At 67.8% G+C, this 26,660-nt stretch carries 27 protein-coding genes and 1 pseudogene; 11 read left to right on the plus strand and 17 right to left on the minus strand.

Features of this window, described 5'->3' with window-relative positions:
• Positions 1–59: 59 nt before the first annotated feature.
• The 10 genes from ABIC63_RS12305 to ABIC63_RS12350 form a co-directional block, all read right to left on the minus strand.
• Complete coding sequence (locus ABIC63_RS12305; protein ID WP_354319986.1) at positions 60–1,028, minus strand: Bug family tripartite tricarboxylate transporter substrate binding protein; 969 nt, start codon at positions 1,026–1,028, stop codon at positions 60–62.
• 89 nt (positions 1,029–1,117) lie between these two features.
• Positions 1,118–1,894, minus strand: a complete 777-nt coding sequence (locus ABIC63_RS12310) for an amino acid ABC transporter ATP-binding protein (RefSeq protein ID WP_294368504.1) — start codon at positions 1,892–1,894, stop codon at positions 1,118–1,120.
• Positions 1,878–2,531 (minus strand): amino acid ABC transporter permease, encoded by a 654-nt coding sequence (locus ABIC63_RS12315; protein WP_354319967.1) that lies wholly within the window; start codon positions 2,529–2,531, stop codon positions 1,878–1,880. The genes ABIC63_RS12310 and ABIC63_RS12315 overlap by 17 nt, the downstream gene beginning before the upstream one ends.
• A gap of 12 nt (positions 2,532–2,543) precedes the next feature.
• Positions 2,544–3,197: an amino acid ABC transporter permease gene (locus tag ABIC63_RS12320; RefSeq protein ID WP_294368501.1), complete on the minus strand. Its 654-nt coding sequence runs from the start codon at positions 3,195–3,197 to the stop codon at positions 2,544–2,546.
• 52 nt (positions 3,198–3,249) lie between these two features.
• Positions 3,250–4,038 (minus strand): transporter substrate-binding domain-containing protein, encoded by a 789-nt coding sequence (locus ABIC63_RS12325; RefSeq protein ID WP_354319968.1) that lies wholly within the window; start codon positions 4,036–4,038, stop codon positions 3,250–3,252.
• The gene (locus ABIC63_RS12330; RefSeq protein ID WP_294368496.1) at positions 4,035–4,850 is read right to left on the minus strand and encodes a GntR family transcriptional regulator; all 816 of its coding nucleotides are present in this window, start codon (positions 4,848–4,850) and stop codon (positions 4,035–4,037) included. The genes ABIC63_RS12325 and ABIC63_RS12330 overlap by 4 nt, the downstream gene beginning before the upstream one ends.
• 136 nt (positions 4,851–4,986) lie before the next feature.
• Positions 4,987–5,937: a dihydroorotate dehydrogenase gene (locus ABIC63_RS12335; protein ID WP_354319969.1), complete on the minus strand. Its 951-nt coding sequence runs from the start codon at positions 5,935–5,937 to the stop codon at positions 4,987–4,989.
• Complete coding sequence (locus ABIC63_RS12340) at positions 5,930–6,793, minus strand: dihydroorotate dehydrogenase electron transfer subunit (RefSeq protein WP_354319971.1); 864 nt, start codon at positions 6,791–6,793, stop codon at positions 5,930–5,932. The genes ABIC63_RS12335 and ABIC63_RS12340 overlap by 8 nt, the downstream gene beginning before the upstream one ends.
• A complete protein-coding gene (locus ABIC63_RS12345) occupies positions 6,790–8,076 on the minus strand; it encodes a hydantoinase/carbamoylase family amidase (RefSeq protein ID WP_354319972.1) in 1,287 nt (428 codons plus the stop codon). Before ABIC63_RS12345 ends, ABIC63_RS12340 begins: the two co-directional genes overlap by 4 nt.
• A complete protein-coding gene (locus ABIC63_RS12350; protein WP_354319973.1) occupies positions 8,073–8,744 on the minus strand; it encodes an orotate phosphoribosyltransferase in 672 nt (223 codons plus the stop codon). The genes ABIC63_RS12345 and ABIC63_RS12350 overlap by 4 nt, the downstream gene beginning before the upstream one ends.
• Positions 8,745–8,879: 135 nt before the next feature.
• Here ABIC63_RS12350 and ABIC63_RS12355 point away from each other — a divergent pair, with 135 nt between their 5' ends.
• The 3 genes from ABIC63_RS12355 (at position 8,880) to ABIC63_RS12365 (ending at position 13,601) form a co-directional block, all read left to right on the plus strand.
• The gene (locus tag ABIC63_RS12355; RefSeq protein WP_294368485.1) at positions 8,880–9,797 is read left to right on the plus strand and encodes a LysR family transcriptional regulator; all 918 of its coding nucleotides are present in this window, start codon (positions 8,880–8,882) and stop codon (positions 9,795–9,797) included.
• 239 nt (positions 9,798–10,036) lie between these two features.
• Positions 10,037–11,815, plus strand: a complete 1,779-nt coding sequence (locus ABIC63_RS12360; protein WP_354319974.1) for a PAS-domain containing protein — start codon at positions 10,037–10,039, stop codon at positions 11,813–11,815.
• An 85-nt stretch (positions 11,816–11,900) separates the two neighbouring features.
• On the plus strand, positions 11,901–13,601 hold the full coding sequence (locus ABIC63_RS12365) for a long-chain fatty acid--CoA ligase (RefSeq protein WP_017760755.1): 1,701 nt from the start codon (positions 11,901–11,903) through the stop codon (positions 13,599–13,601).
• 135 nt (positions 13,602–13,736) lie between these two features.
• Here ABIC63_RS12365 and rbp read toward each other — a convergent pair whose 3' ends face one another.
• The 3 genes from rbp to ABIC63_RS12380 form a co-directional block, all read right to left on the minus strand.
• Positions 13,737–14,069, minus strand: a complete 333-nt coding sequence (gene rbp / locus ABIC63_RS12370) for an RNA-binding regulator (protein WP_354319975.1) — start codon at positions 14,067–14,069, stop codon at positions 13,737–13,739.
• Positions 14,070–14,132: 63 nt separating this feature from the next.
• Positions 14,133–14,405 (minus strand): translation initiation factor IF-1, encoded by a 273-nt coding sequence (gene infA, locus ABIC63_RS12375; RefSeq protein ID WP_017760753.1) that lies wholly within the window; start codon positions 14,403–14,405, stop codon positions 14,133–14,135.
• A 37-nt stretch (positions 14,406–14,442) separates the two neighbouring features.
• A complete protein-coding gene (locus ABIC63_RS12380) occupies positions 14,443–14,658 on the minus strand; it encodes a hypothetical protein (protein WP_294368473.1) in 216 nt (71 codons plus the stop codon).
• Between the two features lie 346 nt (positions 14,659–15,004).
• On the opposite strand from ABIC63_RS12380, the gene ABIC63_RS12385 reads away from it, so the two are divergent.
• A complete protein-coding gene (locus ABIC63_RS12385; RefSeq protein ID WP_052383800.1) occupies positions 15,005–15,223 on the plus strand; it encodes a hypothetical protein in 219 nt (72 codons plus the stop codon).
• Between the two features lie 273 nt (positions 15,224–15,496).
• Here the strand turns inward: ABIC63_RS12385 and ABIC63_RS12390 are convergent, their stop codons facing one another.
• The gene (locus tag ABIC63_RS12390) at positions 15,497–16,831 is read right to left on the minus strand and encodes an NAD(P)/FAD-dependent oxidoreductase (protein ID WP_354319976.1); all 1,335 of its coding nucleotides are present in this window, start codon (positions 16,829–16,831) and stop codon (positions 15,497–15,499) included.
• Between the two features lie 151 nt (positions 16,832–16,982).
• On the opposite strand from ABIC63_RS12390, the gene egtB reads away from it, so the two are divergent.
• The 5 genes and pseudogenes from egtB to ABIC63_RS12415 all read left to right on the plus strand — a co-directional run bounded on the left by egtB (position 16,983) and on the right by ABIC63_RS12415 (position 20,978).
• Entirely contained in the window at positions 16,983–18,242 is a 1,260-nt protein-coding gene (egtB, locus tag ABIC63_RS12395) for an ergothioneine biosynthesis protein EgtB (RefSeq protein ID WP_354319977.1), read from the plus strand.
• Positions 18,242–19,216 carry an L-histidine N(alpha)-methyltransferase gene (gene egtD / locus ABIC63_RS12400; RefSeq protein ID WP_294368463.1) on the plus strand — a complete coding sequence of 325 codons (975 nt, stop codon included), beginning with the start codon at positions 18,242–18,244 and terminating at the stop codon, positions 19,214–19,216. The genes egtB and egtD overlap by 1 nt, the downstream gene beginning before the upstream one ends.
• 150 nt (positions 19,217–19,366) lie before the next feature.
• A pseudogene (locus ABIC63_RS12405) lies at positions 19,367–19,654 on the plus strand (DUF427 domain-containing protein); the annotation flags it as partial.
• Positions 19,651–20,391: a 2OG-Fe dioxygenase family protein gene (locus tag ABIC63_RS12410; RefSeq protein ID WP_114803592.1), complete on the plus strand. Its 741-nt coding sequence runs from the start codon at positions 19,651–19,653 to the stop codon at positions 20,389–20,391. The pseudogene ABIC63_RS12405 and the gene ABIC63_RS12410, both read left to right, overlap by 4 nt.
• A gap of 140 nt (positions 20,392–20,531) precedes the next feature.
• Entirely contained in the window at positions 20,532–20,978 is a 447-nt protein-coding gene (locus ABIC63_RS12415; RefSeq protein ID WP_017759115.1) for a universal stress protein, read from the plus strand.
• Here ABIC63_RS12415 and ABIC63_RS12420 read toward each other — a convergent pair.
• Complete coding sequence (locus ABIC63_RS12420; protein ID WP_294368441.1) at positions 20,959–21,654, minus strand: RluA family pseudouridine synthase; 696 nt, start codon at positions 21,652–21,654, stop codon at positions 20,959–20,961. The two genes, ABIC63_RS12415 and ABIC63_RS12420, sit on opposite strands and share 20 nt — an antisense overlap.
• A gap of 240 nt (positions 21,655–21,894) precedes the next feature.
• Between ABIC63_RS12420 and ABIC63_RS12425 the strand changes: the two genes are divergently transcribed.
• Positions 21,895–23,082 carry an MFS transporter gene (locus ABIC63_RS12425; protein ID WP_354319987.1) on the plus strand — a complete coding sequence of 396 codons (1,188 nt, stop codon included), beginning with the start codon at positions 21,895–21,897 and terminating at the stop codon, positions 23,080–23,082.
• A 28-nt stretch (positions 23,083–23,110) separates the two neighbouring features.
• Entirely contained in the window at positions 23,111–23,842 is a 732-nt protein-coding gene (locus ABIC63_RS12430) for an RNA methyltransferase (RefSeq protein ID WP_294368438.1), read from the plus strand.
• A gap of 845 nt (positions 23,843–24,687) precedes the next feature.
• Here ABIC63_RS12430 and ABIC63_RS12435 read toward each other — a convergent pair.
• Together ABIC63_RS12435 and ABIC63_RS12440 are read right to left on the minus strand one after the other, a co-directional pair.
• Positions 24,688–25,869, minus strand: a complete 1,182-nt coding sequence (locus tag ABIC63_RS12435; RefSeq protein WP_354319978.1) for a hypothetical protein — start codon at positions 25,867–25,869, stop codon at positions 24,688–24,690.
• Between the two features lie 80 nt (positions 25,870–25,949).
• Positions 25,950–26,303: a hypothetical protein gene (locus ABIC63_RS12440; RefSeq protein WP_354319979.1), complete on the minus strand. Its 354-nt coding sequence runs from the start codon at positions 26,301–26,303 to the stop codon at positions 25,950–25,952.
• Positions 26,304–26,660: the final 357 nt, after the last annotated feature.

Raw genomic sequence — 26,660 nt, forward strand, 5'->3', positions numbered from 1 at the left:
GGTGGCATGTGCGCGTGGCATCGGGCGGCCGGCGGGGCCGAGGACGGCCGCCTCCGTGTTCAGTCCAGCCGCGCGCCGGAGGCCTTCACCGCCGCCGCCCAGCGCGGCGTTTCCGCCTGCAGGAAGCGGCCGAAGTCAGCGCTGCCGAGGAAGGCCGGATCCGCGCCCTGGCTCACCATGCGGCTCTTCAGGTCGGGCCGGGCCAGAACCTGCTGGAAGGCGCCGCTCAGCCTGTCGACCACGTCCTTGGGCGTGCCGTCCGGCACGAAGAAGCCGTAGAAGCCCACCACCTCGAAGCCCTTGAGCCCGGCCTCGATGGCGGTCGGGATGTCCGGCAGCGCTGGGTTGCGCTCGCGGCTGGTCACGGCCAGGGCGCGCACCTTGCCCTGCTTGTGGTAGCTCGCGGCCTGGGGAATGGACTCGGCCATGAACTGCACCTGTCCGCCCATCAGGTCGGTGAAGGCCGGTGCGCTGCCGCGGTAGGGAATGTGGACCATGAAGATCCCGGCCGCGCTCTTGAACATCTCGGGCACCAGGTGGCTGATGCCGCCGTTGCCGGCCGAGCCGTAGTTGATCTGGCCCGGCCGCGCCTTGGCGTACTGGATGAACTCGCCCAGCGTCTTCGCCGGCACGTTGTTGTTGACCAGCAGCGCCAGCGGCTGCATGGCGGTGCGCGCCACCGGTGTGAAGTCGCGCAGCGTGTCGTAGGGGAGGTGGCGGTAGAGCGCGCCGTTGATCACCGCCACGCCGGTGTTGGCGAGCATCAGCGTGTAGCCGTCGGCCGGGCTCTTTGCGACGAAGTCGGCGCCCACCGAGCCGCCCGCGCCCGGCTTGTAGTCCACCAGCACCGGCTGGCCGAGCACGGCCTGGAGGCGGTCGGTGAGCAGGCGGGCATGCTGGTCCAGCGGACCGCCGGCGGGAAAGCCGATGACGATCTTCAGCGGCTTGTCGGGAAAGGCGGCCTGCGCGGCCAGGCCCGTGCACAGCGCCAGCGTGCCCAGCAGGGCGGCCAGGCCGCGGCGGCGCATCGGCGTGCGGTGTTCTTGCTTCATCGGCGTCTCCGTTCTTGTGAGGGCGCCGATGATAGTGAGCGGCCTCTGCCGCCCGCGAATGTCGCTCAGTCGTGCAGCGACGACAGGAACTGCTTCAGCTCCGCCGTCTGCGGATTGCCGAACAGCTCGGCCGGCGGGCCCATCTCGTGCACGCGACCCTGGTGCATGAAGATGACGCGGTCGCTCACCTTGCGGGCGAAGCTCATCTCGTGCGTGACCATCAGCAGCGTCATGCCCTCGTCGGCCAGCGACTCCACCACGCGCAGCACTTCGCCCACCAGCTCGGGGTCGAGGGCGGAGGTGATCTCGTCGCACAGCAGCACGGCCGGCTCCATGGCCAGGGCGCGGGCGATGGCCACGCGCTGCTGCTGGCCGCCCGAGAGCTGGTCGGGCATGGCGTCGAACTTCTCGGCCAGGCCCACGCGGGCCAGCAGCTTGCGCGCCTGTGCCTCGGTCTCGGCCTTGTTCTTCTTCTTGACCAGCGTGGGCGCCAGCATCACGTTGCGGCCCACCGACAGGTGCGGGAAGAGGTTGAAGCTCTGGAAGATCATGCCCACGCGCTGGCGCAGCTCGCGCATGGCCATGGCGCTGTCGTGCAGCAGCGGCTTGGCGTCGACGGTGAGCGCGCCTTCCTGGAACTCCTCCAGGCCGTTGATGCAGCGCAGCAGGGTGCTCTTGCCCGAGCCGCTCTTGCCGATGATGGCGATCACCTCACCACGTGCTACTTCCAGGTCGATGCCCTTGAGCACCTGGTTGCTGCCGTAGGACTTCTTGAGCGCCGTGATGCGCACGATGGGCGCGCCGGGCTCGACATGGGCGTGGGTTTCAGGAACGGCGGCCATGGGTCTTTCTTTCGAGATGCTTGGCGTAGAGGCTGACGGGGAAGCACAGCGCGAAGTACATGAGCGCCACGCAGGCGAACACGGTGAAGGGGCGGAAGGTGGCGTTGGAGATCATCCCGCCCGCCTTGGTCAGCTCCACGAAGCCGATGACCGAGGCCAGCGCCGTGCCCTTGATGACCTGCACCAGGAAGCCGACCGTCGGCGCGATGGCGATCTTGACGGCCTGCGGCAGGATCACATGCCGCATCTGCTCGCCGAAGTTCAGTGCCAGGCTGGAGGACGCCTCCCACTGGCCGCGCGGGATGGCGGCCACGCAGCCGCGCCAGATCTCGGTGAGGAAGGCGCTGGTGTAGAGCGTCAGCGCCAGCGCCGCCGAGGTCCACGGCGACACGTCGATGCCGAAGAGCGCGATGCCGAAGTAGGCCAGGAAGAGCTGCATCAGCAGCGGCGTGCCCTGGAAGAGCTGCACATAGCCGCCGATGAGCCGCTGCACGGCCTTGCCGCCGCGCAGCCGCGCCGCGAGCAGCAGGCCGCCGACCACGCCGCCGCCCACGAAGGCGATCAGCGACAGCACCACCGTCCAGCGGGCGGCGAGCAGCAGGTTGCGGAGGATGTCCCAGAGGGTGAATTCGACCATCGTGGTGCTCCTTCAGCGGCCGAAGAACCGGGGGCCGGCCCAGTTGAACAGGCGCCGTGCGCCGATGGCCAGCAGCAGGTAGATGACCGTGGCGACGATGAAGGCCTCGAAGGCGCGGAAGTTGCGGCTCTGGATGAGGTTGGCGGCGTAGCTCAGCTCCTCGACCGAGATCTGGCCGCACACCGCCGAGCCCAGCATCACGATGATGATCTGGCTGACCATGGCCGGCCACACCTTCTTCATGGCGGGCGGCAGCACCACGCGCACGAAGGTCTGGGCCCGCGTCAGCGCCAGGCTGGCGGCGGCCTCGATCTGGCCCTTGGGCGTGGCCTCCACGCCGGCGCGGATGATCTCGGTGGCATAGGCGCCGAGGTTGAGCACCATGGCGATGATCGACGCCACCTCGGGCGTGAGCTTCACCCCTGCGGCCGGCAGTCCGAAGAAGATGAAGAACAGCTGCACGATGAAGGGCGTGTTGCGGATCAGCTCCACATAGGTGCCCACCACCCAGCGCAGCCAGCCCGGCCCCCAGGCCCGCGCCCAGGCGCAGCCGATGCCCAGCGCCATGCCGATCACGGTCGCGATGGCCGTGAGCCCGAGGGTCCACGCCACCCCCTTGAGGAGCAGCGGCCATTCCGAAAGGATGGCCCAGAAGTCGAAGGTCATGGGAGGTCTCGGGCGATGCGACTACAGGACGCGATCAAGCAACGGGGGGCTATCAGACCGGCAGGTCGCCGGCCGCCTTGCCGAGCCACTGCTTGGACATCTTGTCGAGGGTGCCGTCCTTCTTGGCGGCCGCGATGATCTCGTTCACCTTGGCCTTGAGCGCGTCCTCGCCTTTGGCGATGCCCACGAAGCAGGGGCTGTCCTTGAGCAGCAGCTTGAACTCGGTGTTGATCTGCGGGTTCTTGCGGATCATCTCGGCGGCCACGGCGCCGCTCATGGCGATCACCTGCGTCTGGCCGGCCACGTAGGCGGCGACGGTGGCGTTGTTGTCCTCGAAGCGGCGGTAGTCCACGCCGCTCGGGGCCACCTTGTTCAGCTCCTGGTCTTCCATGGCGCCGCGGGTCACGGCCACGGTCTTGCCGGTGAGGTCCTTGAAGTCCTTGACGGCCATCGTCTTCTTGGCGAACACGCCCTGGAAGAAGGGCGCATAGGCCGAGCTGAAGTCGATGACCTTCTCGCGCTCGGCGTTCTTGCCCAGCGTGCTGATGACCAGGTCGGCCTTCTTGGTCTGCAGGTAGGGGATGCGGTTGGCGCTGGTCACCGGCACCAGTTCCAGCTTGACGCCCATCTTCGAGGCGATCAGCTTGGCCATGTCGATGTCCAGGCCCTGGGGCGCCATGTCGGTGCCGACGAAGCCGTAGGGCGGGTAGTCGGTGGGAATGGCCACCTTCAGCGTCTTGGACTTGAGCACGTTGTCCAGCGCGCTTTGGGCATGCGCGGCACCGGCGAACAGTGCGGCAGCGGCCAGGCCGAGGGTGAAGAGGCGTTTGGAGGGCGTCATAGGAGCTTTCCCAGGTAGGTGGAGGAGTCGTCGGAGGAATCGGGGCCGCCGGCGGCGCCGCGCTTGCGCGCAGCAGCCTTGGACGGGGTGGTTCGCAAAAGCTGTGCCGAGGGGGCGGCGTCGGGGTTGGCGCCGCCCGCCCGCACGGGCGCCAGGGCTTCGCGCAGTCGCGCCAGCGGGTCGGGCGCGGTGGAGACGCTCAGCGCCGCCTGCACCGTGCCGATGTGTTCGGCCATCAGCGCCTCGGCCTCGGCGATGGCGCCGCGCTCCAGGGCCTCGACGATGCGCACGTGGTCCTCGCAGGACTGCTCGGCATCGTGGGTGGACTGGTAGCGCATCGCGATCAGCGTGGTGCGGGCGGTGTAGTCGCGCAGGGTGTCGGCCAGCAGCGAGTTGCCCAGGCAGTCGGCCAGGCAGACGTGGAAGTCGCCCAGCAGGTAGCTGCGCTTGCCGATGTCGTCCTGCCGCAGGGCGGCCTTTTCCTGCTGCAGGTGCAGCTTGAGGCGCTTGAGGGCCTCCTTGCGCACGCCGCTGGCGCTCTGGCGGATCAGGCCGGTCTCGATCACGCGGCGGGCCTCGAAGGCCTCGCGCGCCTCGTCCTGCGAGGGCTCGATCAGGTACCAGCCGCGGCGGGCGCTCACCGTGACGATGCCGCGCGCCGCCAGGCGGGTGAGCGCCTCGCGCACGATGGTGCGGCTGCAGTCGAAGAGCAGCGCCAACTCCTGCTCGCCCAGGCGGGAGCCGGGCGCCAATTTCTGGGCCAGGACCGCCTCGACGATGCGGTTGCTGATGTCGGTGGACGAGATCGCCATGCGCGGATGGCGAGCACGAAGCATGCCAATCTGGTATGCAAGCATGGCGCACGAATGTGGTTCATTCCTGGGATGAACCGCCCTGGCGTGCACCACGGCCATGCGAGGGCCGCACGCTTGGAGTGCGGCGGCGGCGTTAGGCCCAGGCGGCGGCCTGCGCCCGCCAACTGCGTTGTTCCTCGCCTTCCATCTGGACGGCCCCGGTCAGCTCGGCCGCCCGCGCCACGCCGTGTGCGGCGCAGTAATCGTGGAGCCCGGCCACGATGCGCTGCATCGCGGCGGGATCGATGAAGGAGGCCGTGCCCACCTGGATGGCGGTGGCGCCGGCCAGCAGGTATTCGACGGCGTCCTCGGCCGTGGCGATGCCGCCGCAGCCGATGACCGGGATGCGCACCGCCCGCGCGCATTGGTAGGTCATGCGCAGCGTGACCGGCTTGAGCGCCGGCCCCGACAGTCCGCCCATGCCATTGCCCAGCCGCGGGCGGCGGGTGTGCACGTCGATGGCCATGCCCAGCGCCGTGTTGCCCATCACCACCGCGTCGGCGCCGGCCGCTTCGGCGGCGCGGGCGATGGCGGACACGTCGCCTGCGTTGGGCGTCAGCTTGGCCCACAGCGGCAGGCCGGTGGCGCGCCGCATGGCGGCGATGGCGTCGTGCGTGCTGCGCGCACTCATGGCGAAGGCCAGGCCGTCGGCCTCCAGGTTGGGGCAGGAGATGTTGGCCTCGATGGCGGCCACGCCGGGCCTCGACAACACCTGCACGGCCGCCGCGAACTCGGCCACCGTATCGGCCGACAGCGAGACCACCACCGGCGTGCCGAAGCCCTGGTAGGCCGGCAGCACGTCGCGCACGAAGGCGTCCAGCCCCTTGCTGGGGATGCCGATGGAGTTGAGCAGGCCGCCCTGCACCTCGGCCACGCGGGGCGTCGGGTTGCCCACGCGCGTCCTGGGCGTGACGCTCTTGATCACCAGGGCACCGAGGGCGCCCAGGTCCAGCGCTTCCTGGTACTCGACGGCGAAGCAGCCGGAAGCCGGCATCACCGGGTTGCGCAGCGCCAGGCTGCCGATGCGCACCGAGAGATCAGCCATGCCAGCCTCCCACCATCTCGCGCAACGGAAACACCGGGCCCTCGCGGCAGACGCGCTGCAGGGCGACGCGGCCGTCCTGTTCGAAGGGACGCACGCAGGACAGGCACACGCCCATGCCGCAGGCCATGCGCTGCTCCAGCGCCACCTCGGCATGGATCTGCGGATGCGGCTGCAGCAGCCGGCGCAGGAGCAGCGCCAGTCGCTCGGAGCCGCAGGTGTAGACGGCGTCGCAGCCCGCGGTCAGCAGGCCGGCCAGCAGCGGTTCGACGCGGTCCACGGCGGAGCTGCCATCGCTGTCGAAGACGGCATGCACCGTGGCCGGTGCGCCGCGCAGCAGCTCACGGGCCATCGCATCGGCCGGGCTGCGGGCGGAGAGCAGCACGTCGATGGCAACGCCAGCCTGCGCGGCCTGCCGCACCAGCGGCGCCATGGTGGCCAGGCCCACGCCGCGGGCCACCAGCAGCACGCGCCGGGCGGCCGCGTCGAGCGTGAAGCCCTGGCCCAGTGGGCCCACGATCTCCATCGACTGGCCCTCGGCCAGCGTGGCCAGCGCCTGCGTGCCGGTGCCGGTCACGGCATAGAGGAACTCGACCGTGCCTGCTTCGGGCCCCGTGCCGTACACGCTCATGGGCCGCAGCAGGAAGGGCTGCAGGGCGCTCGTCTGCGGGCAGCGCAGTTGGTAGAACTGGCCGGGCCGTGTGGCGCTGGCCAGGTCCACCTCGGCCTGCAGACGCAGGTAGCGGTAGCGCGCGTTGACCGCCTGGTGGGCCGTCACGCGGCAGCGGTGGCTGGCCACCCGGGCCGGGGCGGCCGTGGCGCAGGTGGCGGGCAGATCGTCGACAACGGTGCAGTTCATGGCGCGGCCTCTGCGGGAAGCAGGACGGGGAGGGCGGGGGCGGTCGGCTGTCCGCCGCGCAGCGACGCGACGGCGTCGCGCAGCACGGCGATGCCGGCATCCAGGTCGTCCGCCGACAGCGCCTCGTGCGGGTTGTGCGAGCCGTGCGCGTTGCGCACGAAGAGCATGGCCGAGGGAATGCCGGCGGCAGCGAACACGGCCGCGTCGTGGCCGGCGCCGCTGGGCAGGCGCTCCAGGGGCTGGCCGAGCGCGGCCCCGGCGGCCTCGAAGCGGCGGATCCAGCCCTCGTCCATGGTGGCCGGCGCGCTGGCGACAGGCTCGTCGAATTCGAAGCGCACGCCGCGCTCCGCGGCCACCGTCTCGCATTCCTGCTTCAGCAGTGCATGGAAACGGCGCAGCGTCTCGGCGTCCTGGCTGCGCACCTCGAAGCTGAATTGCACCTCGCCCGGGATCACCGACACCGCATGCGAGGCGGCGGGGGTGGTGAAGATGCCGGCGGTCATCACCAGGTCCATGCCCATCTGCAGCAGCACGCGCCAGTGCTCGTCCATGCGTGCCAGCAGTTGGGCCACGGCCAGCACGGCGTCGTGGCGCAACCAGCGCGGAACGGCGCCCGAGTGGCCGGTCTCGCCCAGGCAGCGCACGCGGTTGTGGCGCAGGTTGCCGCGGATGCCGGTGACGGCCGCCACCGGCCAGTGGCGGGCCACCATCACCGGCCCCTGCTCGATGTGCAGTTCCAGGTAGGCGGCGACGGGTCCCGGCAGCAGCGGCTCGCCGCGTGCGATAGCCGCCACGTCGGCGCCGCAGTGGGCCAGGGCTTCGCCCAGCGTGCCGGTGCCCGTGCGATGGCGCAGCGCCAGCGCCGCGGCGGGCAGGCGGCCCAGCAGCGCCAGGGAGCCGACATAGGCCCGGCCGTACCAGGCGCTTTCCTCGCCGCGCAGCGCCAGCACCCGCAGCGGCGGAAGGCTTTGCCAGTCGCGCGCCAGCGCCTGCAGCACCGCGATTCCGGCCACCACGCCGGCCAGGCCGTCGTAGTTGCCGCCCTGGGGCACTGAGTCGACGTGCGAGCCGATGACCACGGCCGGTTCGTCCCGACGGTCGGCCGCGATGCGCAGCCACAGGTTGCCGGCGCGGTCGGCTTCGGCGGCCAGGCCCATTGCTTCGGCCTCCTGCGTCAGCAGCGTCAGCGCGGCGCTTTCGCCGTCGCCATAGCTTTCGCGGGTGATGCCGAGGCCGTCATGGGTGGCCTGGCCGATCCGGTCCAGAAGATCGAAGGGCGTCATGCCGCCACCCCCGTGCCGCCGTGGGCCACCGACCATTCGATGGGCGAGGCGCTGAATTCGGCCAGCATCTTCAGCGCGGCGTCGTCGAGGCAGCCCGCCTGCTGGAGGGCCGCGTGCAGATGGCGCCACGAGGCCAGGGCGTGCAGCGCCACCGGCGCCGAGGCGGGCGGCACCTGCGGATAGATGGCGTAGTCGAACAGCACCAGCACGTCGTCCACCTGCGCGCCGGTCTGGCGCAGCGCGGCCGCGGCGGCGTTCTTGGAGCGGCCGTCGGTGCTCACGTCGTCCACCAGCAGCGTGCGGCAGCCCGGAGCCAGCCGCCCCTGCAACTGCGCCTGCACGCCCCAGCCGATGGGCCGCTTGCGCAGCGTGAGCAGGGGCAACGACAGGCGCTCGGCCAGCCAGGCGGCCAGCGCGATGCCCGAGCTTTCGGTGCCCACCACGGCGCCGATGCCCTGTTCGCGCACCCGCGGCGCCACCGCCTCGGCCATGCGGTCCAGCAACTGGCGTCGACGCGCGGGTTCGGCCAGCAGGGCATGCACATCGACGTAGACCGGGCTGGCCCAGCCCGAGGTGTAGAAGAAGGGGGTGCCTTCGGCCAGGCGCACGGCGTCGGCCTCGACCAGGGCGCGGGCCACGGAGGCGGCGTCGGATTCGGAAAAGATCATGGGCTTGCAGAAAGGAGCAAGCGGCGCATCCTAGGCAGCCGTCTCGGCGCGGCGAAGTGCAAAAATCTCCGCGAGCCGTTCCGATCCGCGATGGCTCGGCCCCGGGCGGCCCGCGCCCGACGCCCGAACGCCCGCATGCCCCGTCCTCCTTCTCCCCGCAGCTTTGCCCGGCAGCTCGATGTCGGCACGCTCGACCTCTTCGTGCTGGTGTGCGAGACGGGCAGCATCGCCCGCGCGGCCGAGCGCGCGCAACTGGTCGCCTCGGCCGCCAGCAAGCGCATCGCCGAGCTGGAGTCGCTGGCCCAGGCGCCGCTGCTGGTGCGCCATGCCCGGGGCGTGCGGCCCACGCCGCTGGGCCTTGTGCTGTTGTCGCATGCGCAGGCCATCCTGCTGGCGGTCGAACACCTGCGCGAGGATCTTGCCGAAGCCGCCCAGGGCATCCGCGGCCGCGTGCGCGTGTGCGCCAGTGCCTCGGCGGTGGAGCAGTTCCTGCCGGCGGACCTGGCCGACTTCATGCGTCGCCATCCCGACATCCGCATCGACCTGCGCCAGGCCGCCAGCCGCGCGGTGGCGCAGGCGGTGCGCGAGGGGACGGCCGACGTGGGCGTGTGCGGGCCCAGCGACGACGTGCTGGGCCTGGAAAGCCGGCCCTACCGGCAGGAGCAGCTGGTGCTGGTCGTGCCGCGCGGCCATGCACTGGCTCGGCTGCGGCGGGTGGCCTATGCGCGCACGCTGGACTGGCCGCAGGTGGGCCTGCGCGACAGCAGCACGGTGCAGGCGGCGCTGTCGCAGGAAGCCAGCAGCACCCGCCGTGTGTTGCGCCGTCACATCGAAGTGGACAGCCTGAGCGCCCTTTGCCGCATGGTGGAGGCGGGACTGGGCGTCGGCGTGATGCCCGAAGGCGCCTTCCGCGCGCTGGCCGAAGGCACGCCCCTGCGCGCCGTGCCGCTCACCGATGTCTGGGCTCGGCGGGAGTTGCGCCTGTACGCGCAGCGTTTCGACGGCTTGCCCGCCGTGGCCCAGCGCTTCGCCGATCACGTCGCCCCCGTCTGAGGCAGCCGCAGCGGTCGACGGCCGCGCGCTGTTGCGGGTTCCGCACCTGGGCTGCCACGGCACGACAGTTATTCAAATACCGCAAACGTATGTTTTACATTGTCAGGAACGAGGCAAAATGTATTCAGGACGGCGCGGAAATGCCGATAAGAGAAGAAAACTCCGGATGACCGTCTGCCGGCCGCAGGCATGTCCCCCTGAAAGCCCTTGCCCTGACCGCCAGCGCCACGCCTCTTTCGATGGATCTCGACGACCCGCTGAAGCCTGACCTGGTCCATGACCTGACCGGGCCTGTGCGCGTGATGGCCGATGCGCTGGACGGATTGGCGGTGGGCTTGTGCCTGTTCGACGACCAGGACCGCTGCCTGCTCTGGAACCGCACCTTCCTGCGTTTCTTTCCGGAACACGAGGGCCATGTGCATGTCGGCGAGTCGTACCGCGACAACCTGCGCCGCTTCTACGGCGTAAGGCTGGCGTCCGACGAGCGCGGCCAGCTCGACCGCTTCGTTGCCGAGGGCCTTCAGCGCCACCGTGCGCAGCACAGGCCCTTCGCCTTCGAGCACCGGGGGCGTTGCCTGTGGGTGTCGTCCCTGCCCATGCCCGGCATCGGCCGGGTGCGCATGTGGCGCGAGGAGGGCGGCGTGCAGCTGTCGGGCTCCGCCGGCACCTCGGGCATCGCCGGCCTGGACAGCCAGGCGCTGCTGGACCACATGCCGGACGGCGTGATGATCACGTCGCCCGACCAGCGCATCGTCTGGGTCAACGAGCCCTTCCTGGCGATGTACGGCCTGCGCGAGCGCCAGGCGGCCATCGGCAGCACCTTCGAGCAGGTCTTTCGCGCCGCCTGGTCCGCCACGGCGCGCGAGGGGGAGCGGGCAATGTTCGACGAGGGCGTGGCCATCCTGGGCGAGAACCTTCACTTCACCGGCGCGCCTTTCGAGCTGCCGCTGCCCGATGCGCGCTGGAGCCGGGTGATCGGCGAGCGCAGCGCCGGCGGCACCTGCTTCTTCGCCCATGTGGACATCACGCTGCTCAAGCGCCAGCAGCAGCAGCTGTTGATGGCCAACTGGCGCACCTGGGAAAGCGACACGCTGCTGCGCCAGAAGTCCACCATGCTGGAGGCCGCGCTCGAGCGGATGGAGCAGGGCATCATCATGGTCAACCCCCAGGGCGTGGTGGAGGTCTGCAACAAGCGGGTGGTGGAACTGCTGGACCTGCCGCCCGAGCTGATGGCGTCGCGGCCGGCCTTTCGCGAGGTGCAGGCGATCCAGCTCGCCCAGCGTGTGGCCCGCGGCATGCCGCCCGGACTGGCGGCGCAGCCGCAGGCGATCCCCTTCGACCAGCCCTACCGCTACGAACGCCAGCAGCCCGACGGCCGCGTGATCGAGGTCTACAGCGTGCCCATGGATGGCGGCGGCGCCGTGCTCACCTACACCGACATCACCGACCGCCGCCGCAGCGAGGAGCGCATCCGCTACCTGGCGCGCCACGACGGCCTGACCTCCCTGGTCAATCGCGAGGTCTTCCTGGAGCACATGGCCGGCGCCGCGCTGGCCGCCAGCCACGGCGGCGAGGGCTTCGCCGTGCACTACATCGACATCGACAACTTCAAGCCCATCAACGACCGCTACGGCCATGCGGCCGGGGACAAGGTGCTGGTGACCGCCGCCCGGCGCATGCGCGAGGTGATCGGGCCGGGCGACGTGCTGGCGCGCATCGGCGGCGACGAATTCGCGCTGCTGCAGCACGGCACCAACGCGCCTTCGGCCGCGCGTTCGCTGGCCGAGCGCATGCTGCTCGCGCTGGGGCAGCCGATGGAGGTCGACACGCAGACCCTGTCGGTGAAGGCGTCCGTGGGCATCGCGCTGTCCACCGGCGTGGGCGACGACCCGGACGAGCTGATCCGCCGGGCCGACAGCGCCATGTACCTGGCCAAGGCGCGGGGCGCTGGCGGCGTGTGCCTGTTCGGGGCGGTGGGCGGCTGGGCCGGCGAGGGCGCGGACTCGTCGCCTATGTGACGCGGAAGGGGCTTTCCCGGTGTCGTGTGCCCGGGGGCGGGGCGTAGGCTGGCGGCTTTTGTCGCGACACCGCATTCCTTCACCCATGTCTGCCGACCGCCCGCACTACCGCTTCTGGCCCAAACGCCTGCCGCACGCCATCACGCTGCCCGCCACCTCGCTGTGGCACAACCTGGCCACCAGCGCGCAGCGCTATCCCGACAAGGCGGCGCTGGTCTACTTCGACCGCGTGACCTCGTACCGCGAACTGGCGGCGCAGGTCGAGGCACTGGCCGGCGCGCTGCATGCGCTGGGCGTGCGCCGCGGCGACCGCGTGGTGCTGGACATGCAGAACACGCCGCAACTGGTGGTGGCGCATTTCGCCATCCTGCGGGCCAACGCCGTGGTGGTGCCCGTCAACCCGATGAACCGGGCCGAGGAGCTCAAGCACTACATCAGCGATCCGGACGCCAAGGTCGCCATCACCACGGCCGATCTGGCGCCAGAGCTGGCCAAGGCGAGCAATGCACTGCCCGAGGGGGAACGGCTCGCGCACCTGGTCGTCACCCAGTTCACCGATGCCTTCGATGCGGCAGCGGCGGACGGCCCGTCCATGGCGCCGGCCTGGAAGAACTGGCTGCTCACCCGCCACGAACTTCCGCGGCTCGATGGCGGCGAGGTGCATGCCTGGACCGACTTGATGGCCCGCAACGCGCCCGCGCCGGCGCACGAGGTGGGCGCCGACGACATGGCCCTGCTGCCCTACACCAGCGGCACCACCGGCCTGCCCAAGGGCTGCGTCCACCTGCACCGCAGCCTGATGCACAACGCCGTCTCGGGCCAGATGTGGGGCTGCGCCCATGCCGACACCGTGGTGCTGGCGGTGGTGCCCATGTTCCACATCACCGGCATCGTCAGCATGATGCACACGGCCATCCTGGCGGCGGCGGCGCTGGTCATCATGCCGCGCTGGGACCGCGACGTGGCCGGGCACCTCATCTCCACCCGCAAGGTCACGAGCTGGACCAACATCCCGACGATGGTGATCGACCTGCTGGCCAGCCCGCACTTCAAGAACTACGACCTGTCCAGCCTGATCTACATCGGCGGTGGCGGGGCTGCCATGCCGCAGGCCGTGGCGCAGCGGCTGCTGGACGAGTTCGGCCTGGCCTACCAGGAAGGCTATGGGCTCACCGAAACGGCCGCGCCCTCGCACAGCAACCCGCCCGACCATCCCAAGCAGCAATGCCTGGGCATGCCCTTCATGGGCGTGGACGCGCGCGTGGTCGACCCCGACACGCTGCAGGAACTGCCACCCGGGGAGTCCGGCGAGATCATCATCCATGGCCCGCAGGTCTTCGAGGGCTACTGGAAGCGACCCGATGCGACCGCATCGGCCTTCATCGAGTTCGAGGGCAAGCGCTTCTTCCGCTCGGGCGACATGGGTCGCATGGACGAGGAGGGCTACTTCTTCATCACCGACCGCCTCAAGCGCATGATCAATGCGAGCGGCTTCAAGGTCTGGCCGGCGGAGGTGGAGCTGCTGATGTTCCGCCACCCAGCCATTCAGGAGGCCTGCGTCATCGCCACCCGCGACACCTACCGCGGCGAGTCGGTCAAGGCGATGGTGGTGCTGCGGCCTACGCACAAGGGCACCACCGCCGAGGACATCATCGGCTGGTGCCGTGAGAACATGGCCGCCTACAAGGTGCCGCGGCAGGTGCAGTTCCTCGATGCGCTGCCCAAGAGCGGCAGCGGCAAGGTCATGTGGCGCCTGCTGCAGGAGGCGGAGGACGGGGCGAAGTAGACATCCCGCCCCTCGACGCGGACGCCCCGTGGCGGCCACTGCGGCACAAAAGAAAACGGCCCGCGCGAAGCGGGCCGTTCTCATTCAGGCCATGCACCTGCCGGTGGGATGCACCAGCAGGGCAAAGGGCTGATTTCAGTACGAGTTGCGATAGCCACCGCCACCGCCGCCGTAGCCGCCGCCGCTGCCACGACGATCACCGCCGCCACCGGTGCGCGGCGTCATCGGACGGGCCACGTTCACGGTCACGGCGCGGCCGTCGATGCTCTGGCCGTTGAGGCCGTTGATGGCAGCCTGGGCTTCTTCGGCCGAGCCCATCTCCACGAAGCCGAAGCCCTTGGAGCGGTCGCTGTCGCGGTCGATCATGACCTTGGCCGAGTTGACGTGGCCGAATTCGGAGAAGTGACGCTGGAGGCTTTCGTCACGGGTGCTGTAGGCCAGATTGCCAACGTAGAGTCTGTTTTCCATGGGTTTCTTTCGTTCTGCCGCGTTTGAAGTTCGATGCGGCAAGGTGGGTTGAAGGGGAAGCGATCAGCGCTGCGGCGGACGCTTGCGCGGCGCGGCAGAGGCTCCACCCGAGCGTTGCTCGAGATGGCGGAAGGTGAGGCGACCCTTGTTCAGGTCGTAGGGCGACATCTCGATGGAGACCTTGTCGCCGGCCAGCACGCGGATGCGGTGCTTGCGCATCTTTCCGCCCGTGTAGCAGATGAGGGTGTGCCCGTTGTCGAGCGTGACGCGAAAGCGGGAGTCCGGCAGGACTTCTTCCACCTTGCCTTGCATTTCGATCAGTTCTTCCTTGGCCACGAAGCTCCTTGTCAGTGATGGGGTCGGTCGGCCTGTATCAGGCCAGCTGGTTGTTCAGCACGAAGTGCTGGCCCTGGGCGAGGGCATAGCGCTCGGCGTTGGCGGCGCTGTCGAATCGCGGGATGAACCGGAAGATCCGGTCGTGCATGCCGCGGCGGATGGAGACGGACGCGGCGTACTGGCCGGTGTCGGTCAGCCGCGTCAGCGGTGTGATGAGGTAGCGGCCCAACGATTGGGCGGGAATGTTCTGCATGAAATCGAAGTTCGTGATCCGCGTCCGGCGCGGACCTGCGCTGGGTGGCAAGCCGAAGGCTGCCATGCGCAGAAAAGTGAAACCCTGGGGGGTGGATCCAGCCCGCAAGAAAGGGTGATGCGGACGGGCGATGAACTCGCCGAAGAAGATGGGCGTCCGGCCAGAATTTTGGGACCGAAGCCTGGGCAGCCCGGGAAGCTGCGCGGTGCCAATCAAGGGCGGGGGCGGCGAGTACGCCCCGGCCAATCAACGGAGTATAGCCGATCACGGCTGACTCTGCTCAAAAATCCCCTCCGGCGGCCACGGCGGGTGTTACGCTGTGTCATCGACGCTTGGAAGGGCACGAATGAACACTGCCTCGCTTTCTAGACCTCGGCAGGATGCACTGCGCATCGAGCTTCCGCGGGTGGCCAACCTTCTGCAACGCCGGCGTGCCGGCGAGATCGATGAAGCGACGATCGACGATCTGGTGGCCTTGTCCTGGCTGGAATGGATGGGTGGATCCCTCCAACTGACGACCACGGGCTCCAACATCTGCAGGCAGCAGAAGCTGAGAGAGGACTAGCGTCTTCGGCGCAGCGCGCCCCCCGCGTCGGTACTGCCTTTCACGGCTGTTTGTCGCCTTCGCCCCGGGAGCAGAAAGGCCGCGCAGGGCGGTGCGCAGCAATGCGCGCCAGTGACACAGGGGTGTCAGAAATGATGGTTATGGCGGCTATCCAGTTTTTCTGTGGAAAACGTTGGGGATAAGGTGGTGGCGGCGTCGCCAAACCCCATTGTTGCGGTGTGTTTCCTTGGATTGCTGCTTATCTGAGCAGTCGGACGGGGCGCATCGGGCCTCTCAGTCCCGGCCGGCCCGTACCTCGGGCACCACTCGGGCATTGCGGCGGAACGTCCAGTAGGCGCTGGCCCAATCCATCAGCACGATCAGCCGGTTGCGAAAGCCGATCAGGAAATAGACGTGCACGAACAACCAGAACAGCCAGGCCGGATAGCCCGAAAAGCGCAGCGCGCCGAAGGGCGTGGGCACATCGGCCACTGCCGCGTTGCGGCCGATGGTGGCCAGGCTGCCCCAGTCCTTGTAGCGGAAGGCCTGCGGGGGACGTCCGGCCTGGCGGGCAAGGATGTTGCGGGCAGCGGTGCGTCCCATCTGCTTGGCGGCCGGTGAGACGCCCGGCACGGGGCGGGGCGCCTGTCCCGGCACATGGCTCATCGCCGCCGCCAGATCGCCCACCACGCTGATCTCCGGGTGGCCCGGCAGGCTCAGGTCGGCCTGCACGCGGATCCGCCCTGCGCGGTCGCATTCGGCGCCGGTGGCCTCGCCCAGCAGACGCCCCAGGGGCGATGCGGCCACGCCGGCGGCCCAGATCACGCAGCGGCTGTCGATGCGGACGACCTCGCCTTCGCTGCCGCCTTCGCGCACCTCCAGCCCGTGGGCATCGATGCGCGTGACCATCGCATTGAGCCGCACCTTCACGCCCAGCTTCTCGAGTTGCTGCCGGGCCCGTTCGCTCAGGCCCTCGGGCATGGCCTGGAGCACGCGGCTGCTGCCTTCGACCAGCAGCACCTCCGCGGTCGAAGGCACGATGCGGCGGAACTCGCCCGCCAGCGTGTGACGTGCGATCTCGGCCAGGGTGCCGGCCATCTCGACACCGGTGGGGCCGCCGCCGATCACCACGAAGGTGAGCAGCGCGCGTCGACGCTCGGGGTCTTCCTCCAGTTCGGCCAGCTCGAAGGCCGTCAGCACCCGACGCCGGATCTCGAAGGCATCGGCCAGGGTCTTGAGTCCCGGCGCGTCGGCGGCCCATTCGTCATGGCCGAAGTAACTGTGGGTGGCCCCTGCCGCCACGATGAGATGGTCGTAGGGAACGGCATGGCCATTGGTGAGGTGCACGCACTTCGCCGCTGCATCGATGCCGCCGACCTCGCCGAGCAGGGTGGTCACATTCGGCTGCTTGCGGAACAGCCAGCGCGATGGGGCCGCGATGGACGGGGCGGCAAGCCCCGCCGTGGCCACCTGGTAGAGCAAGGGCTGGAAAAGGTGATGGTTGGTCTTCTCGATCACCACGATGTCCAGCGGCTTGCCGCGCAGGGTGCGCGCAGCCTCGAGTCCGCCGAAGCCGCAGCCGACGATCACCACGCGTGGAAGGGCAGGGGTGCTTTGTGCAGAGGGCATCGGCCCATTATGGAAGTGCGGGTCGGCGCGCCAGCGGCGTAGCGGGCCTGCGCGCTTTCGTCCTACGTTTCGTGGGCATGCGGCCGGCTACAAACACCGATCCCGCGACGACTGGCCCGCTTTCCGGGAGCCGGAACATCCACGGAGACTCATGACTTCCCACCATTCGAGAACCGCGCTCGCGAGCCCCGATCTGCTGCACGCCTACCGGCAGGTCCGGTCGCACAGCATGGCCCTCGCGGCGCCGCTGTCCGCCGAGGACCAGTGCATCCAGTCGATGCCCGATGCGAGCCCGACCAAATGGCATCTGGCGCACACCACCTGGTTCTTCGAGGCCGTGCTGCTCGATCACCATGCCGCCGGCTACCAGGCGCTGGATCGGCGCTTCCATTACCTCTTCAACTCCTACTACGAAGCGCTGGGGCCGCGGCATCCACGGCCACAGCGCGGACTGCTGACCCGTCCCTCGCTGGAGGAGGTGCTGGCCTACCGCCGCCATGTGGACGTGGCGGTGGAGGCGCTGCTCTCGTCGGCCGACGCACCGACGCTGGCGCGGATCGAGCCAGTGCTCACGTTGGGCCTGCACCATGAGCAGCAGCATCAGGAGCTGTTGCTCACCGACATCCTGCATTCCTTCTCGTGCAACCCGCTGCTGCCTGCGTATCGCGCGCCTTCCGCCCCTGCACTGCGGCTTGCTGCGGCCACGCCGTCGCTGGCCTGGCTGGAGCATCCCGGGGGCATGGCCGCCATCGGGCATGAAGGCGACGCGTTCGCCTTCGACAACGAGGGGCCGCGCCACGCGGTGCTGCTGCAACCCTTTGCCATCGCCGATCGCCTTGTGACCTGTGGCGAGTTCGCGCAGTTCATCGCCGACGGGGGCTACGAGCAGGCGCGCTGGTGGCTGTCCGACGGCTGGGCTGCGGTGCAGGCGCACGGCTGGCGGCATCCGGCCTACTGGCTGTCGCCGGATGACCCCCGCCTGGCCCTGTCGGGGCACCATGGCACGGCGGGCTGGCATGTTTTCGGCCTCGACGGTGTGCGTCCCCTGCAGGCCGATGCGCCTGTCGCCCAGCTGAGCTTCTACGAAGCGGCCGCCTATGCCGAATGGGCCGGCGCGCGCCTGCCGACCGAGGCCGAGTGGGAGGTGGCCGCCACCACGCTGCCTGGTTTCGCCCAGGCGGAGGGCGCCGTGTGGCAATGGACCCGCTCCTCCTACGATCCGTATCCCGGCTTCCGGCCGCTTCCCGGCGTGGCCGCGGAATACAACGGCAAGTTCATGGTGGGCCAACTGGTGCTGCGTGGCGGCAGCGTGGCCACGCCGGCCGGGCATGCGCGGCCGACCTACCGCAACTTCTTTCCGCCGGCCGCCCGCTGGCAATTCAGCGGGCTGCGCCTCGCCAAGGACCTGTGATGTCTCCACCCGTCTCCCTCGCCATCCAGTCCCGCGTTGCCGACGACGGCCGCCGTGCCTTTGCGGACGACCTGGCCAGCGCGCTGGCCCACCGGCCGCGGCGCATTTCGCCCAAGTGGTTCTACGATGCGGAGGGCTCGCGCCTGTTCGACCGCATCTGCGATCTGCCCGAGTACTACCCCACCCGCACCGAACTCTCGATCCTGCGAAGCCGCGCGCCGGAAATCGCCCAGCAGATCGGTCCCGATGCCGAGATCGTCGAATTCGGTGCCGGCTCGCTGGTGAAGATCCGCCTGCTGCTCGACGCCTTGCAGTCGCCGCGCCGATTCCTGCCCATCGACATCTCGGGCGAGCATCTGCAGGGTGCGGCACGCCAGTTGCGTACCGACTACCCGGGGCTGGAGGTCACGCCGGTGGTGGCCGACTACACGCAGCACTTCGAGCTGCCCGAGCGGCTGGCCGGTGCCGGCCGGCGTGTCGGCTTCTTCCCCGGCTCCACGCTGGGCAACTTCGAGCCCGACGAGGCGCTCGCCTTCCTGCGCCAGGCCGCCCGCCTGCTGCGGGGTGGCGGCCTGCTGCTGGGCGTCGATCTGGTGAAGGACCCGCAACTGCTGCATGCGGCGTACAACGATGCGCAGGGCGTGACGGCCGCCTTCAATCTCAATCTGCTGGCCCGTGCCAATGCCGAACTGGGTGCGGACTTCGACGTGAACGCCTTCTCCCACGCGGCCTTCTACAACGCGCCCATGCGCCGCATCGAGATGCACCTGGTCAGTCGCCGCGAGCAGGTAGTCACGCTCGAGGGCCAGCGCCATGCCTTCGAGGAGGGCGAGACGCTGCACACCGAGTATTCGCACAAGTTCACCATCGACGGCCTGCGTGCGATGGCGGCGCGGGCGGGCTTCGGCATCGGCCCGGTGTGGACCGATCCGCAGCGACTCTTCAGCGTGCACTGGCTGCCTGCCGTGCAGTGACGGCATAAGCCGGGCGGGCGCCGACCGGGTTGGCGCCCGTTTCCATGTTCAGGCCGCCGCCGGTGGCCCTGGCTTCGGCAGGAGTCGCCACCGAAGCGCGCCGGCAGCGACAATCGCAGCCCGCGCCCGGCGACGGCGCGACGAACTCCTGCCGACATGAAAGCTACCTGGAACGGCGTGACCATCGCCGAAAGCGACGACACCGTGCTCGTCGAAGGCAACCACTACTTTCCCGCCGATTCGCTGCGGCGCGAGTACGTGACCTTCAGCAACAACCACACCGTGTGTCCCTGGAAGGGCACGGCCAGCTACTACTCGTTGCTGGTCAACGGCGAACTCAACCCCGAGGCGGTGTGGTACTACCCCGACCCCAAGCCCGAAGCCGAGATGGTGAAAGACCGCGTCGCCTTCTGGAAGGGCGTGAAGGTCGAGCCTTGAACAGCGCTTTCTCCCCCCTCTATACCCCGCCCGACGAGCTGGCCGCCACGTTGCGGCAGGAGGGCTATGCCGTGCTCAACCCGCGCGGTGTGGCCGAGTGGCTGGATCTGCCGCTGACCGACCTGGAAGCCTTGCAGCCCGACTGGGCGCAACTGCCGCCCGATGAATACCTGAAGGACGGCGGGCGCTACCGCCGTCGTCGCCACGCCTGCTTCACCACCGAAGGCGGGGCGCTGGTGCAGGCGCCGCATCGCGCGCATTGGCAGCCGGTCGAATACAACGCGCTGCACGGCGGCATGCAGCGCTGGTTCGCGCCCATGGAGCCCGACACCGTGGCGCGACCTGCCTGGCGCCGACTGCTGCTGAAGACGGCCGAGGCCGCAGCGGCCCTGCGCGGCGACCAGCGCTGGTACATCGAGGCGCACCAGTTCCGCATCGACACCGAAGGCGGCATCGGCCGGCCCACGCCGGAGGGCGCGCACCGCGATGGCGTGGACCTGGTGGCGGTCGCACTCGTGGGACGGCAGGGCATCAAGGGCGGCGAGACCCGCGTCTTCGAGGCGGGTGGCCGGCGCGGCGAGCGCTTCACGCTGACGGAGCCCTGGACACTGATGCTGCTGGACGATCAGCGCGTGATCCATGAATCCACGCCGATCCAGCCGGTCGCCCCCGGGACGCAGGGCTGGCGCGACACGCTGGTCATCACCTGCCGGGCCGGCGGCTTCCAGGGCGATTGATCCAGCGCAGGCTCATGGCCTGCCACCGGCCGCTGCCCCGGCGTCCTACATGGTCCCGTCAGGGTCGCGGGTTACAGTGCACCAAGGCGCCGGCGGCAAGGCCGACCGGCAGGACCAACCCACAGCGAGAGGACACCTTCATGTTCAACCACATCCTGGTTCCCATCGACGGCTCCGAGACGTCGATGCTGGCGGTGAGCAAGGCGAGCGGCCTGGCCCTGGCCTTCGGCAGCCGCATCACGCTGATCCACGTCATCGACAACTATCCCTTCATCGGCGTGGGCGCGGACTATGCCCTGGGCCAGAACGAATACCTGGCCGCTGCCACGGCCAGCGCCAACACGGCCCTGGCCCGTGGCGTGGCGGCCCTGGCCGCCGAAGGCCTGCACAGCGACCAGCGCGTGATCGACGGCCACGTGGTGCACGAAGGCATCGTGGACACGGCGAAGGCCCTGGGCTGCGACCTGATCGTGATGGGCTCGCACGGCCGCACCGGCATCGAGAAGCTGCTGCTGGGCAGCGTCACCCAGCGCGTGCTGCAGGAGGCACCCATGCCGGTGCTGGTGGTCAAGGAGCTGGAGGTCTGAGGTCTTCTCCGGCCACATCCTGAGGGTTTGGCGCGAACGGCGCCGGGCTCTCGACGCGCAAGGCCTCGCCGGTCACCGGATGGCGCAGCTGCAGCACCGTGGCATGCAGCAGCAGGCGTGGTGCGGCGGCGGCCACCCGCCCATCGCCGTACAGCGCATCGCCCAGGATCGGATGGCCCAGCGCGGCCATGTGCACCCGCAACTGGTGCGAGCGGCCGGTCTGCGGCTCCAGCAGCACATGGGTGCTGGCGCGTTCTGGCAACCACTGCAGCGTCCGCCAGCGGGTGAGGCTGGGCTTGCCGGCGGCGTCGACCTTCTGCAAGGGGCGATTGGGCCAGTCCGCCATGAGCGGCAGGTCGATGGTCTGCCAGTGCTTGGATTCCAGCGCGCCGTCGACGATGGCTTCGTAGCGCTTCCACACCTGCCGGCTTGCAAAGGCCTCGCCGAGCATCCGTTGGACGGCGAGGCTGCGCGCCATCAGGATCAGGCCGCTGGTGGCCATGTCCAGCCGATGCACCACCAGGGCGTCGGGCCAGCGCCGCTGGGCGCGGGCGGACAGACAGTCCTGCTTATCCTCGCCCCGGCCGGGCACGCTCAGCAGTCCTGCCGGCTTGTCGAAGACCAGCAGGTGCTCGTCTTCGTAGAGAGTGTCGATGGCGGCAGGGGCGTGGTTCACGGGGCGGCAGTCTAGGCGGGGAGGGCGGCAGCGTGCGCTGGCGGGGTGTCAATGCACCTCGCCAGTCCCAGCCGGGCGTGGTGGGCGCGATGCCGGCGCGCCCTGGTCAGTGAAGGGCGGGGATGCTGGGCTATGCTCGGCCGAATGCCTCCCGCTCCTGCCGACACCGCCGTCGCGCCCGACCCCGCCTCTCCCGCCGAACCCCCCCGTTTCTCCGATCTCACCCGCGTCCGCCCCTTCATGCAGCTGTGGCTGGCACGCTTGCTGGGTACCGCTGCCCAGCAGATGCTGATGGTGGCCATCGGCTGGCACATGTACGACCTGACCGGCAGCGCCTGGGACCTGGGGCTGGTGGGCCTCTACCAGTTCGCGCCCGCGCTGCTGCTGGCGCTGTACGCCGGCCATGTGGTGGACCGGCTGCACCGCGGCCGCATCCTGGCCGCCTGCCTGGGCGTGCAGGGCCTGGTCGCGCTGTCGCTGCTGGTCACGCACCTGGGTGGTGGCGACTCGCGCAACCTGCTGCTGGGTCTGTCGCTGGTGCTGGGGGCGGTGCGTGCCTTCCAGATGCCGGCCCAGCAGGCGCTCACGCCACTGCTGGTGCCGCCGCTGATGCTGCCCCGGGCCATGGCCTTCAGCTCGGCGGGGCAGCAGTCGGCCATCATTGGCGGGCCGGCTCTGGGCGGGCTGCTCTTCGTGGCGGGCATGGGTGCCGTGTATGCGACCTGCATCGGCTTCTTCATCGCGGCCGTGCTGCTGGCCGCCACCTTGCGCTACGCCCATGCGGCGCGGCCGCGCGAGCCGGTGACCACCGAAGTGCTGCTGGCCGGTGTGCGCTTCATCTGGCAGCGCAAGCCGGTGCTGGGCGCCGTCTCGCTCGACCTGTTCGCCGTGCTGCTGGGCGGCGCGGTGGCGCTGCTGCCCATCTTCGCCAAGGACATCCTGCATGTCGGCGCCTGGGGCCTCGGCCTGCTGCGCGGCGCGCCGGCGGTGGGGGCGCTGACGGCATCCATCTGGCTCACCCGGCGGCCGGTGGAGCGCCATGTGGGGCGCACGCTGCTGCAGGCGGTGGGCGTGTTCGGGCTGTGCATGGTGGTGTTCGGGCTGTCGCGCAGCTTCTGGCTGTCGCTGGTGGTGCTGGCCATCTCGGGCGCCGCGGACATGGTCAACGTGGTGATTCGCCAGACCCTTGTGCAACTGGAGACGCCCGACGCCATGCGCGGCCGGGTGAGTGCCGTCAATTCGATCTTCATCGGGGCCAGCAACCAACTGGGCGAGTTCGAGTCCGGCGCCACCGCCGCGCTGCTCGGGCCGGTGGGCTCGGTGGTGGCGGGGGGCGTGGGCACGCTGCTGGTCACGCTGGCCTGGTTCCGGCTCTTTCCGACGCTGGCCGGGCGCGACCGCATGGGCACGGGGCCGGCGCGAGAATGACGGGCTTTCCCGTCTGCGACTGTCTTCGATGCGCACCCGTTTCATCCTGATCCACACCAGCCACGCCGGCAATGTCGGCGCCACGGCGCGCGCCATGCGGACCATGGGCTTCGACGACCTGGTGCTGGTGGCGCCGCGCTGGGACAACGTGCTGCGCCGGGAGGAAACAATCCAGCGTGCCAGCGGCGCCCTCGATGTGCTGGAGAAGGCCCGCATCGTGGCCACCCTGGACGAGGCGCTGGACGGCCTGACCCATCTGTGCGCCACGGCCATGGTCTCGCGCGACTTCGGCCCGCCCACGCGGGCGCCGCGCGAGCACTTCGCGGGGCTGGTGCAGGAGGGTGGGCCGCAGCATGTGGGCCTGCTTTTCGGCTCGGAGCGCTTCGGCATGCGCAACGAGGACGTCTACCGCTGCCATGTGGCGCTGTCGATCCCCACGGCGCCCGACTTCGGCTCACTCAACCTGGCGGCCGCTGTCCAGCTGGTGGCCTACGAATGGCGGCAGGCGCTGGGCGGCTTCGAGGTGCGCTCGGCGGCACCGGTGACGCCACCGGCCGACGCCCAGGCCGTGGCCGGCATGCTGGCGCACTGGGAGCGCTCGCTGGTCGAGGTCGGTTTCCTGGACCCGGTCGCCCCCAAGAAGCTGATGCCGCGCCTGGCCCAACTGTTCAACCGCGCGCAGCCGACGATGGAGGAAATCCACATCCTGCGGGGCATCGCGAAGGCGATGGCGGAGAAGCAGCCGCTTCGGCGTTCGTGAGGGTCCTATTGCTTCGGACCTTTTGTGGCTGAACCTAGGCTGGCGGCAGCGCGCTGCATATGGGTGGCCCCTGAAGGAGTGATGGGGTCGGCGCTGCCAAAGGCGCATGGACTCTTGACCGGCTTAGTTGCGTCCATGGCGCGGCTGGCATAACCACCGGCCCCAATCGGATCCGCTTCACGCGGGCCAACAAAGCTGTGATAGAGCTGAGGATCCCGTTGAAGCGGTTGATCAACGCTGCGCGGAAACGCACTTCCGCACGCTCGCCTTGAACCACTGCTGAAACTTAGGCAACAGCGCGGCCGGTGTGGCCAGATTCAACGCCCTGGCCGGCTGCCCTTTTTGTCTGGACCAGAATGGTTTTTCAGAATGGAGAGCCAGGGCCCCATCATGGATCGTAAAAGATCAGGACTTTAGAAAAAACGCTGCTTTATTGAAACAAAAATTACTGGAAAAGCCCACAGGGCGACAGATGCAAACGTCCATATCCCGGACTCTCTCCGTAGCAAGGCAATAAATGATAGCAGGGCGCTCATAAACGTTACAGCTGCCATTGCGTAAAAAACAAGGGCTCCAGCAGCGGGGACTAAATAGATCCTCGGTGTGGATAACATGTCATTCGTCCAGAGTGCAACCGCGATAGCTCCAAGAACTAGCGTCAATATCGAGGCCAAGGAAAATCCGTATTTTTTTGTCGAAGTCATTTCGGATGGGGGATGCGTTGATAGTTTTTGATTGAAGAATGGCACCACTGCCTCTGGCGAGGTGTGGCCCATAATGGGCCGGAAGCATGTCAGGAACTTGGCCGCATTTTCAACGGTATTGCTTCACGCCATAGAAACCGCTCAATTCAAACGAATGTTGGCTCCATCGAGCTTGAGTTGCGCCTTGGCCAGAGGTTGAATCTTGCTCTCCTTGACCTTGGTGCCCTGAAGGTTCACCTCACGACTGATGGTATTGCCGGAAATTTCGAGTTTGCCGATGCGGGAGTCGGAAATATCTACGCTGCCAATCGTGTTGTTCTCCAGTCGCAGATGACGTGATTCGAGCCAGGAGGCATCCATCACGGGCAGGGTGCTGTTGCGGATCAATGCGTATTTGTTTTTTGGCGTAGTGGTCCATTCGTTGGGTTCCAATGGTCGACCTGCTCCCAAGCCTACGGAGAGCGTGGGGTCGGTGCCGAAATTACAATGCTCGATGAGCACTTCCTCGGCGCTGTCCATGCCTACCTCGAAGGAGAAATTTTTCCTTCTTCCGAGAATTTGACATTGGGAGATGGTGAGCTTGCCCATGCTGTGGGCACTTGCGTTGAGATAGCCTCCTCTGACTCGCTCAATGAGTACGTCGTTTTTTATTTCAGCGCCGCTGAGATCCAAGAAGTCTAGGTAGGTATCTTTGATAGTCACGCTTTGTAGATCGCACGCTGCCATATCAAACTTACCCCGTAGTTTGGATGATTCGATTTTTACTGATGAAGAAAAATAGTCTTCTCCGCTGTTGGCTCTGCTATCGGTCCATATTTTTACGTCAGCCGTTTCACAGCTTTCCAGATTGATTTGCTTGTAGCCCGCGAGCGAAAACCACTTCATTCTGCATCTTACGAAAGTCGCATCGCCTCTGCTTCCTATCCCGCCCCAGTGATTTGGGTCTGGATCTGATCCCAAAAAATCACAATCTTCAAGGAGCACATTCGAACTTCCACTGTAATCGAGAACAATGCTTCGTCCCCCTGTTCTGCATCGGATATAGCGAAGGTTGTTGGCTTTTCCCCAGCTTACGACTCCTGCGAAGCGGCAATCCTCAAATGTAGTATTTCTAAGCGATTTCAGTTTTATCTGATAAATTCCAAAAAAATCACAATTAATGAAGTGCAGGTTGCTCCAACTAAGATCGATAAAATTAATCCCGCTAATTTCAGCATCCCGAATTACCAGAACATCGTCGCCTAGTTCTCGCTTCCGCCAATCTGGATTATCAAGATAATTAAATGACTTTTCAATATTTCTGATATTGGTTTTTTTACTCATGGCATATCCCTTGTGATTCGTTACCCACAGGAGCAGCGCATTTTTTCTGATAAAAGATCGGCGCTTCATTGGGTGATATTTTATTTTTCGTCAGTATGTATTATTTCAGATGCGCTGACATAACCGCCATTCTTGTGGTATTTTTCCAAAAATTTCCAATCCGGCACTTCCCCGCGCTCCCCGTGCCATCGCTGAAATGACCAGGTCCGTAGACCCCAATCAGAATTTCCAGCCCAGATATCGAGCGGGAAGACCCAAGGATCCGTGCAATCCATGTCCGTACTCCAGTCCTCATTGCGTACCTTGGGCGCTCTGAGTTGCACTTCAAAGAATGCCTGTTCCACGCCCTGTCCATGATTGCTGCGGGTGGCGGGATTGGAATAGGCCTCAACTGCGCGACTCAGCTTTTCCATGTCCGCCTTGCTGAGTTTCATGGCGCATCCCTTATCGCTACTGTCGAAACTGGGCGTCACGAGGTGCCAGATCTTCAGTGCTTTGCCGCCCCGTCCTTCCCCGCCCTCGAAGACCCAGATCCTCACGCTGGCAATGCAGTCCAGCCTAGCCACCGTAGGACTGAGCTTGATGGGCACGCGCCCGCCGCTGGTGTCAGTGGCACTCCAATAATCCCCAGTTGTGGCATCTGAAATTTCCCCACCCATCGACAACGCGAAGGAGCGAGAGATGGAAAAGGAAAAGCAAGATCAAGATCAAGATCAAGATCAAGATCAAGATCAAGACAAGGCGGCGCAGGCCGCTACCGTGCCCGTTGGAGAACGAAGCATGGAGGTGGC

Origin of the sequence: Pseudacidovorax sp. 1753 (genome assembly GCF_040544975.1) — a bacterium.
In the GTDB taxonomy this organism is placed as follows: Bacteria; Pseudomonadota; Gammaproteobacteria; order Burkholderiales; family Burkholderiaceae_C; genus Xenophilus.

Excerpts from the sequence above, each read along its gene's own strand:
- ABIC63_RS12435 (WP_354319978.1), bottom strand. The coding sequence starts at position 25,869 with ATGAGTAAAAAAACCAATATCAGAAATATTGAAAAGTCATTTAATTAT.
- ABIC63_RS12325 (WP_354319968.1), bottom strand. The coding sequence starts at position 4,038 with ATGACGCCCTCCAAACGCCTCTTCACCCTCGGCCTGGCCGCTGCCGCA.
- ABIC63_RS12310 (WP_294368504.1), bottom strand. The coding sequence starts at position 1,894 with ATGGCCGCCGTTCCTGAAACCCACGCCCATGTCGAGCCCGGCGCGCCC.
- ABIC63_RS12330 (WP_294368496.1), bottom strand. The coding sequence starts at position 4,850 with ATGGCGATCTCGTCCACCGACATCAGCAACCGCATCGTCGAGGCGGTC.
- egtB (WP_354319977.1), top strand. The coding sequence starts at position 16,983 with ATGACTTCCCACCATTCGAGAACCGCGCTCGCGAGCCCCGATCTGCTG.
- ABIC63_RS12360 (WP_354319974.1), top strand. The coding sequence starts at position 10,037 with ATGGATCTCGACGACCCGCTGAAGCCTGACCTGGTCCATGACCTGACC.
- ABIC63_RS12365 (WP_017760755.1), top strand. The coding sequence starts at position 11,901 with ATGTCTGCCGACCGCCCGCACTACCGCTTCTGGCCCAAACGCCTGCCG.
- ABIC63_RS12415 (WP_017759115.1), top strand. The coding sequence starts at position 20,532 with ATGTTCAACCACATCCTGGTTCCCATCGACGGCTCCGAGACGTCGATG.
- ABIC63_RS12440 (WP_354319979.1), bottom strand. The coding sequence starts at position 26,303 with ATGAAACTCAGCAAGGCGGACATGGAAAAGCTGAGTCGCGCAGTTGAG.
- ABIC63_RS12305 (WP_354319986.1), bottom strand. The coding sequence starts at position 1,028 with ATGCGCCGCCGCGGCCTGGCCGCCCTGCTGGGCACGCTGGCGCTGTGC.
- ABIC63_RS12430 (WP_294368438.1), top strand. The coding sequence starts at position 23,111 with ATGCGCACCCGTTTCATCCTGATCCACACCAGCCACGCCGGCAATGTC.
- ABIC63_RS12320 (WP_294368501.1), bottom strand. The coding sequence starts at position 3,197 with ATGACCTTCGACTTCTGGGCCATCCTTTCGGAATGGCCGCTGCTCCTC.
- rbp (WP_354319975.1), bottom strand. The coding sequence starts at position 14,069 with ATGGAAAACAGACTCTACGTTGGCAATCTGGCCTACAGCACCCGTGAC.
- ABIC63_RS12350 (WP_354319973.1), bottom strand. The coding sequence starts at position 8,744 with ATGATCTTTTCCGAATCCGACGCCGCCTCCGTGGCCCGCGCCCTGGTC.
- ABIC63_RS12315 (WP_354319967.1), bottom strand. The coding sequence starts at position 2,531 with ATGGTCGAATTCACCCTCTGGGACATCCTCCGCAACCTGCTGCTCGCC.
- ABIC63_RS12335 (WP_354319969.1), bottom strand. The coding sequence starts at position 5,937 with ATGGCTGATCTCTCGGTGCGCATCGGCAGCCTGGCGCTGCGCAACCCG.
- egtD (WP_294368463.1), top strand. The coding sequence starts at position 18,242 with ATGTCTCCACCCGTCTCCCTCGCCATCCAGTCCCGCGTTGCCGACGAC.
- ABIC63_RS12425 (WP_354319987.1), top strand. The coding sequence starts at position 21,895 with ATGCAGCTGTGGCTGGCACGCTTGCTGGGTACCGCTGCCCAGCAGATG.
- ABIC63_RS12380 (WP_294368473.1), bottom strand. The coding sequence starts at position 14,658 with ATGCAGAACATTCCCGCCCAATCGTTGGGCCGCTACCTCATCACACCG.
- ABIC63_RS12355 (WP_294368485.1), top strand. The coding sequence starts at position 8,880 with ATGCCCCGTCCTCCTTCTCCCCGCAGCTTTGCCCGGCAGCTCGATGTC.
- ABIC63_RS12340 (WP_354319971.1), bottom strand. The coding sequence starts at position 6,793 with ATGAACTGCACCGTTGTCGACGATCTGCCCGCCACCTGCGCCACGGCC.
- ABIC63_RS12345 (WP_354319972.1), bottom strand. The coding sequence starts at position 8,076 with ATGACGCCCTTCGATCTTCTGGACCGGATCGGCCAGGCCACCCATGAC.
- ABIC63_RS12385 (WP_052383800.1), top strand. The coding sequence starts at position 15,005 with ATGAACACTGCCTCGCTTTCTAGACCTCGGCAGGATGCACTGCGCATC.
- ABIC63_RS12390 (WP_354319976.1), bottom strand. The coding sequence starts at position 16,831 with ATGCCCTCTGCACAAAGCACCCCTGCCCTTCCACGCGTGGTGATCGTC.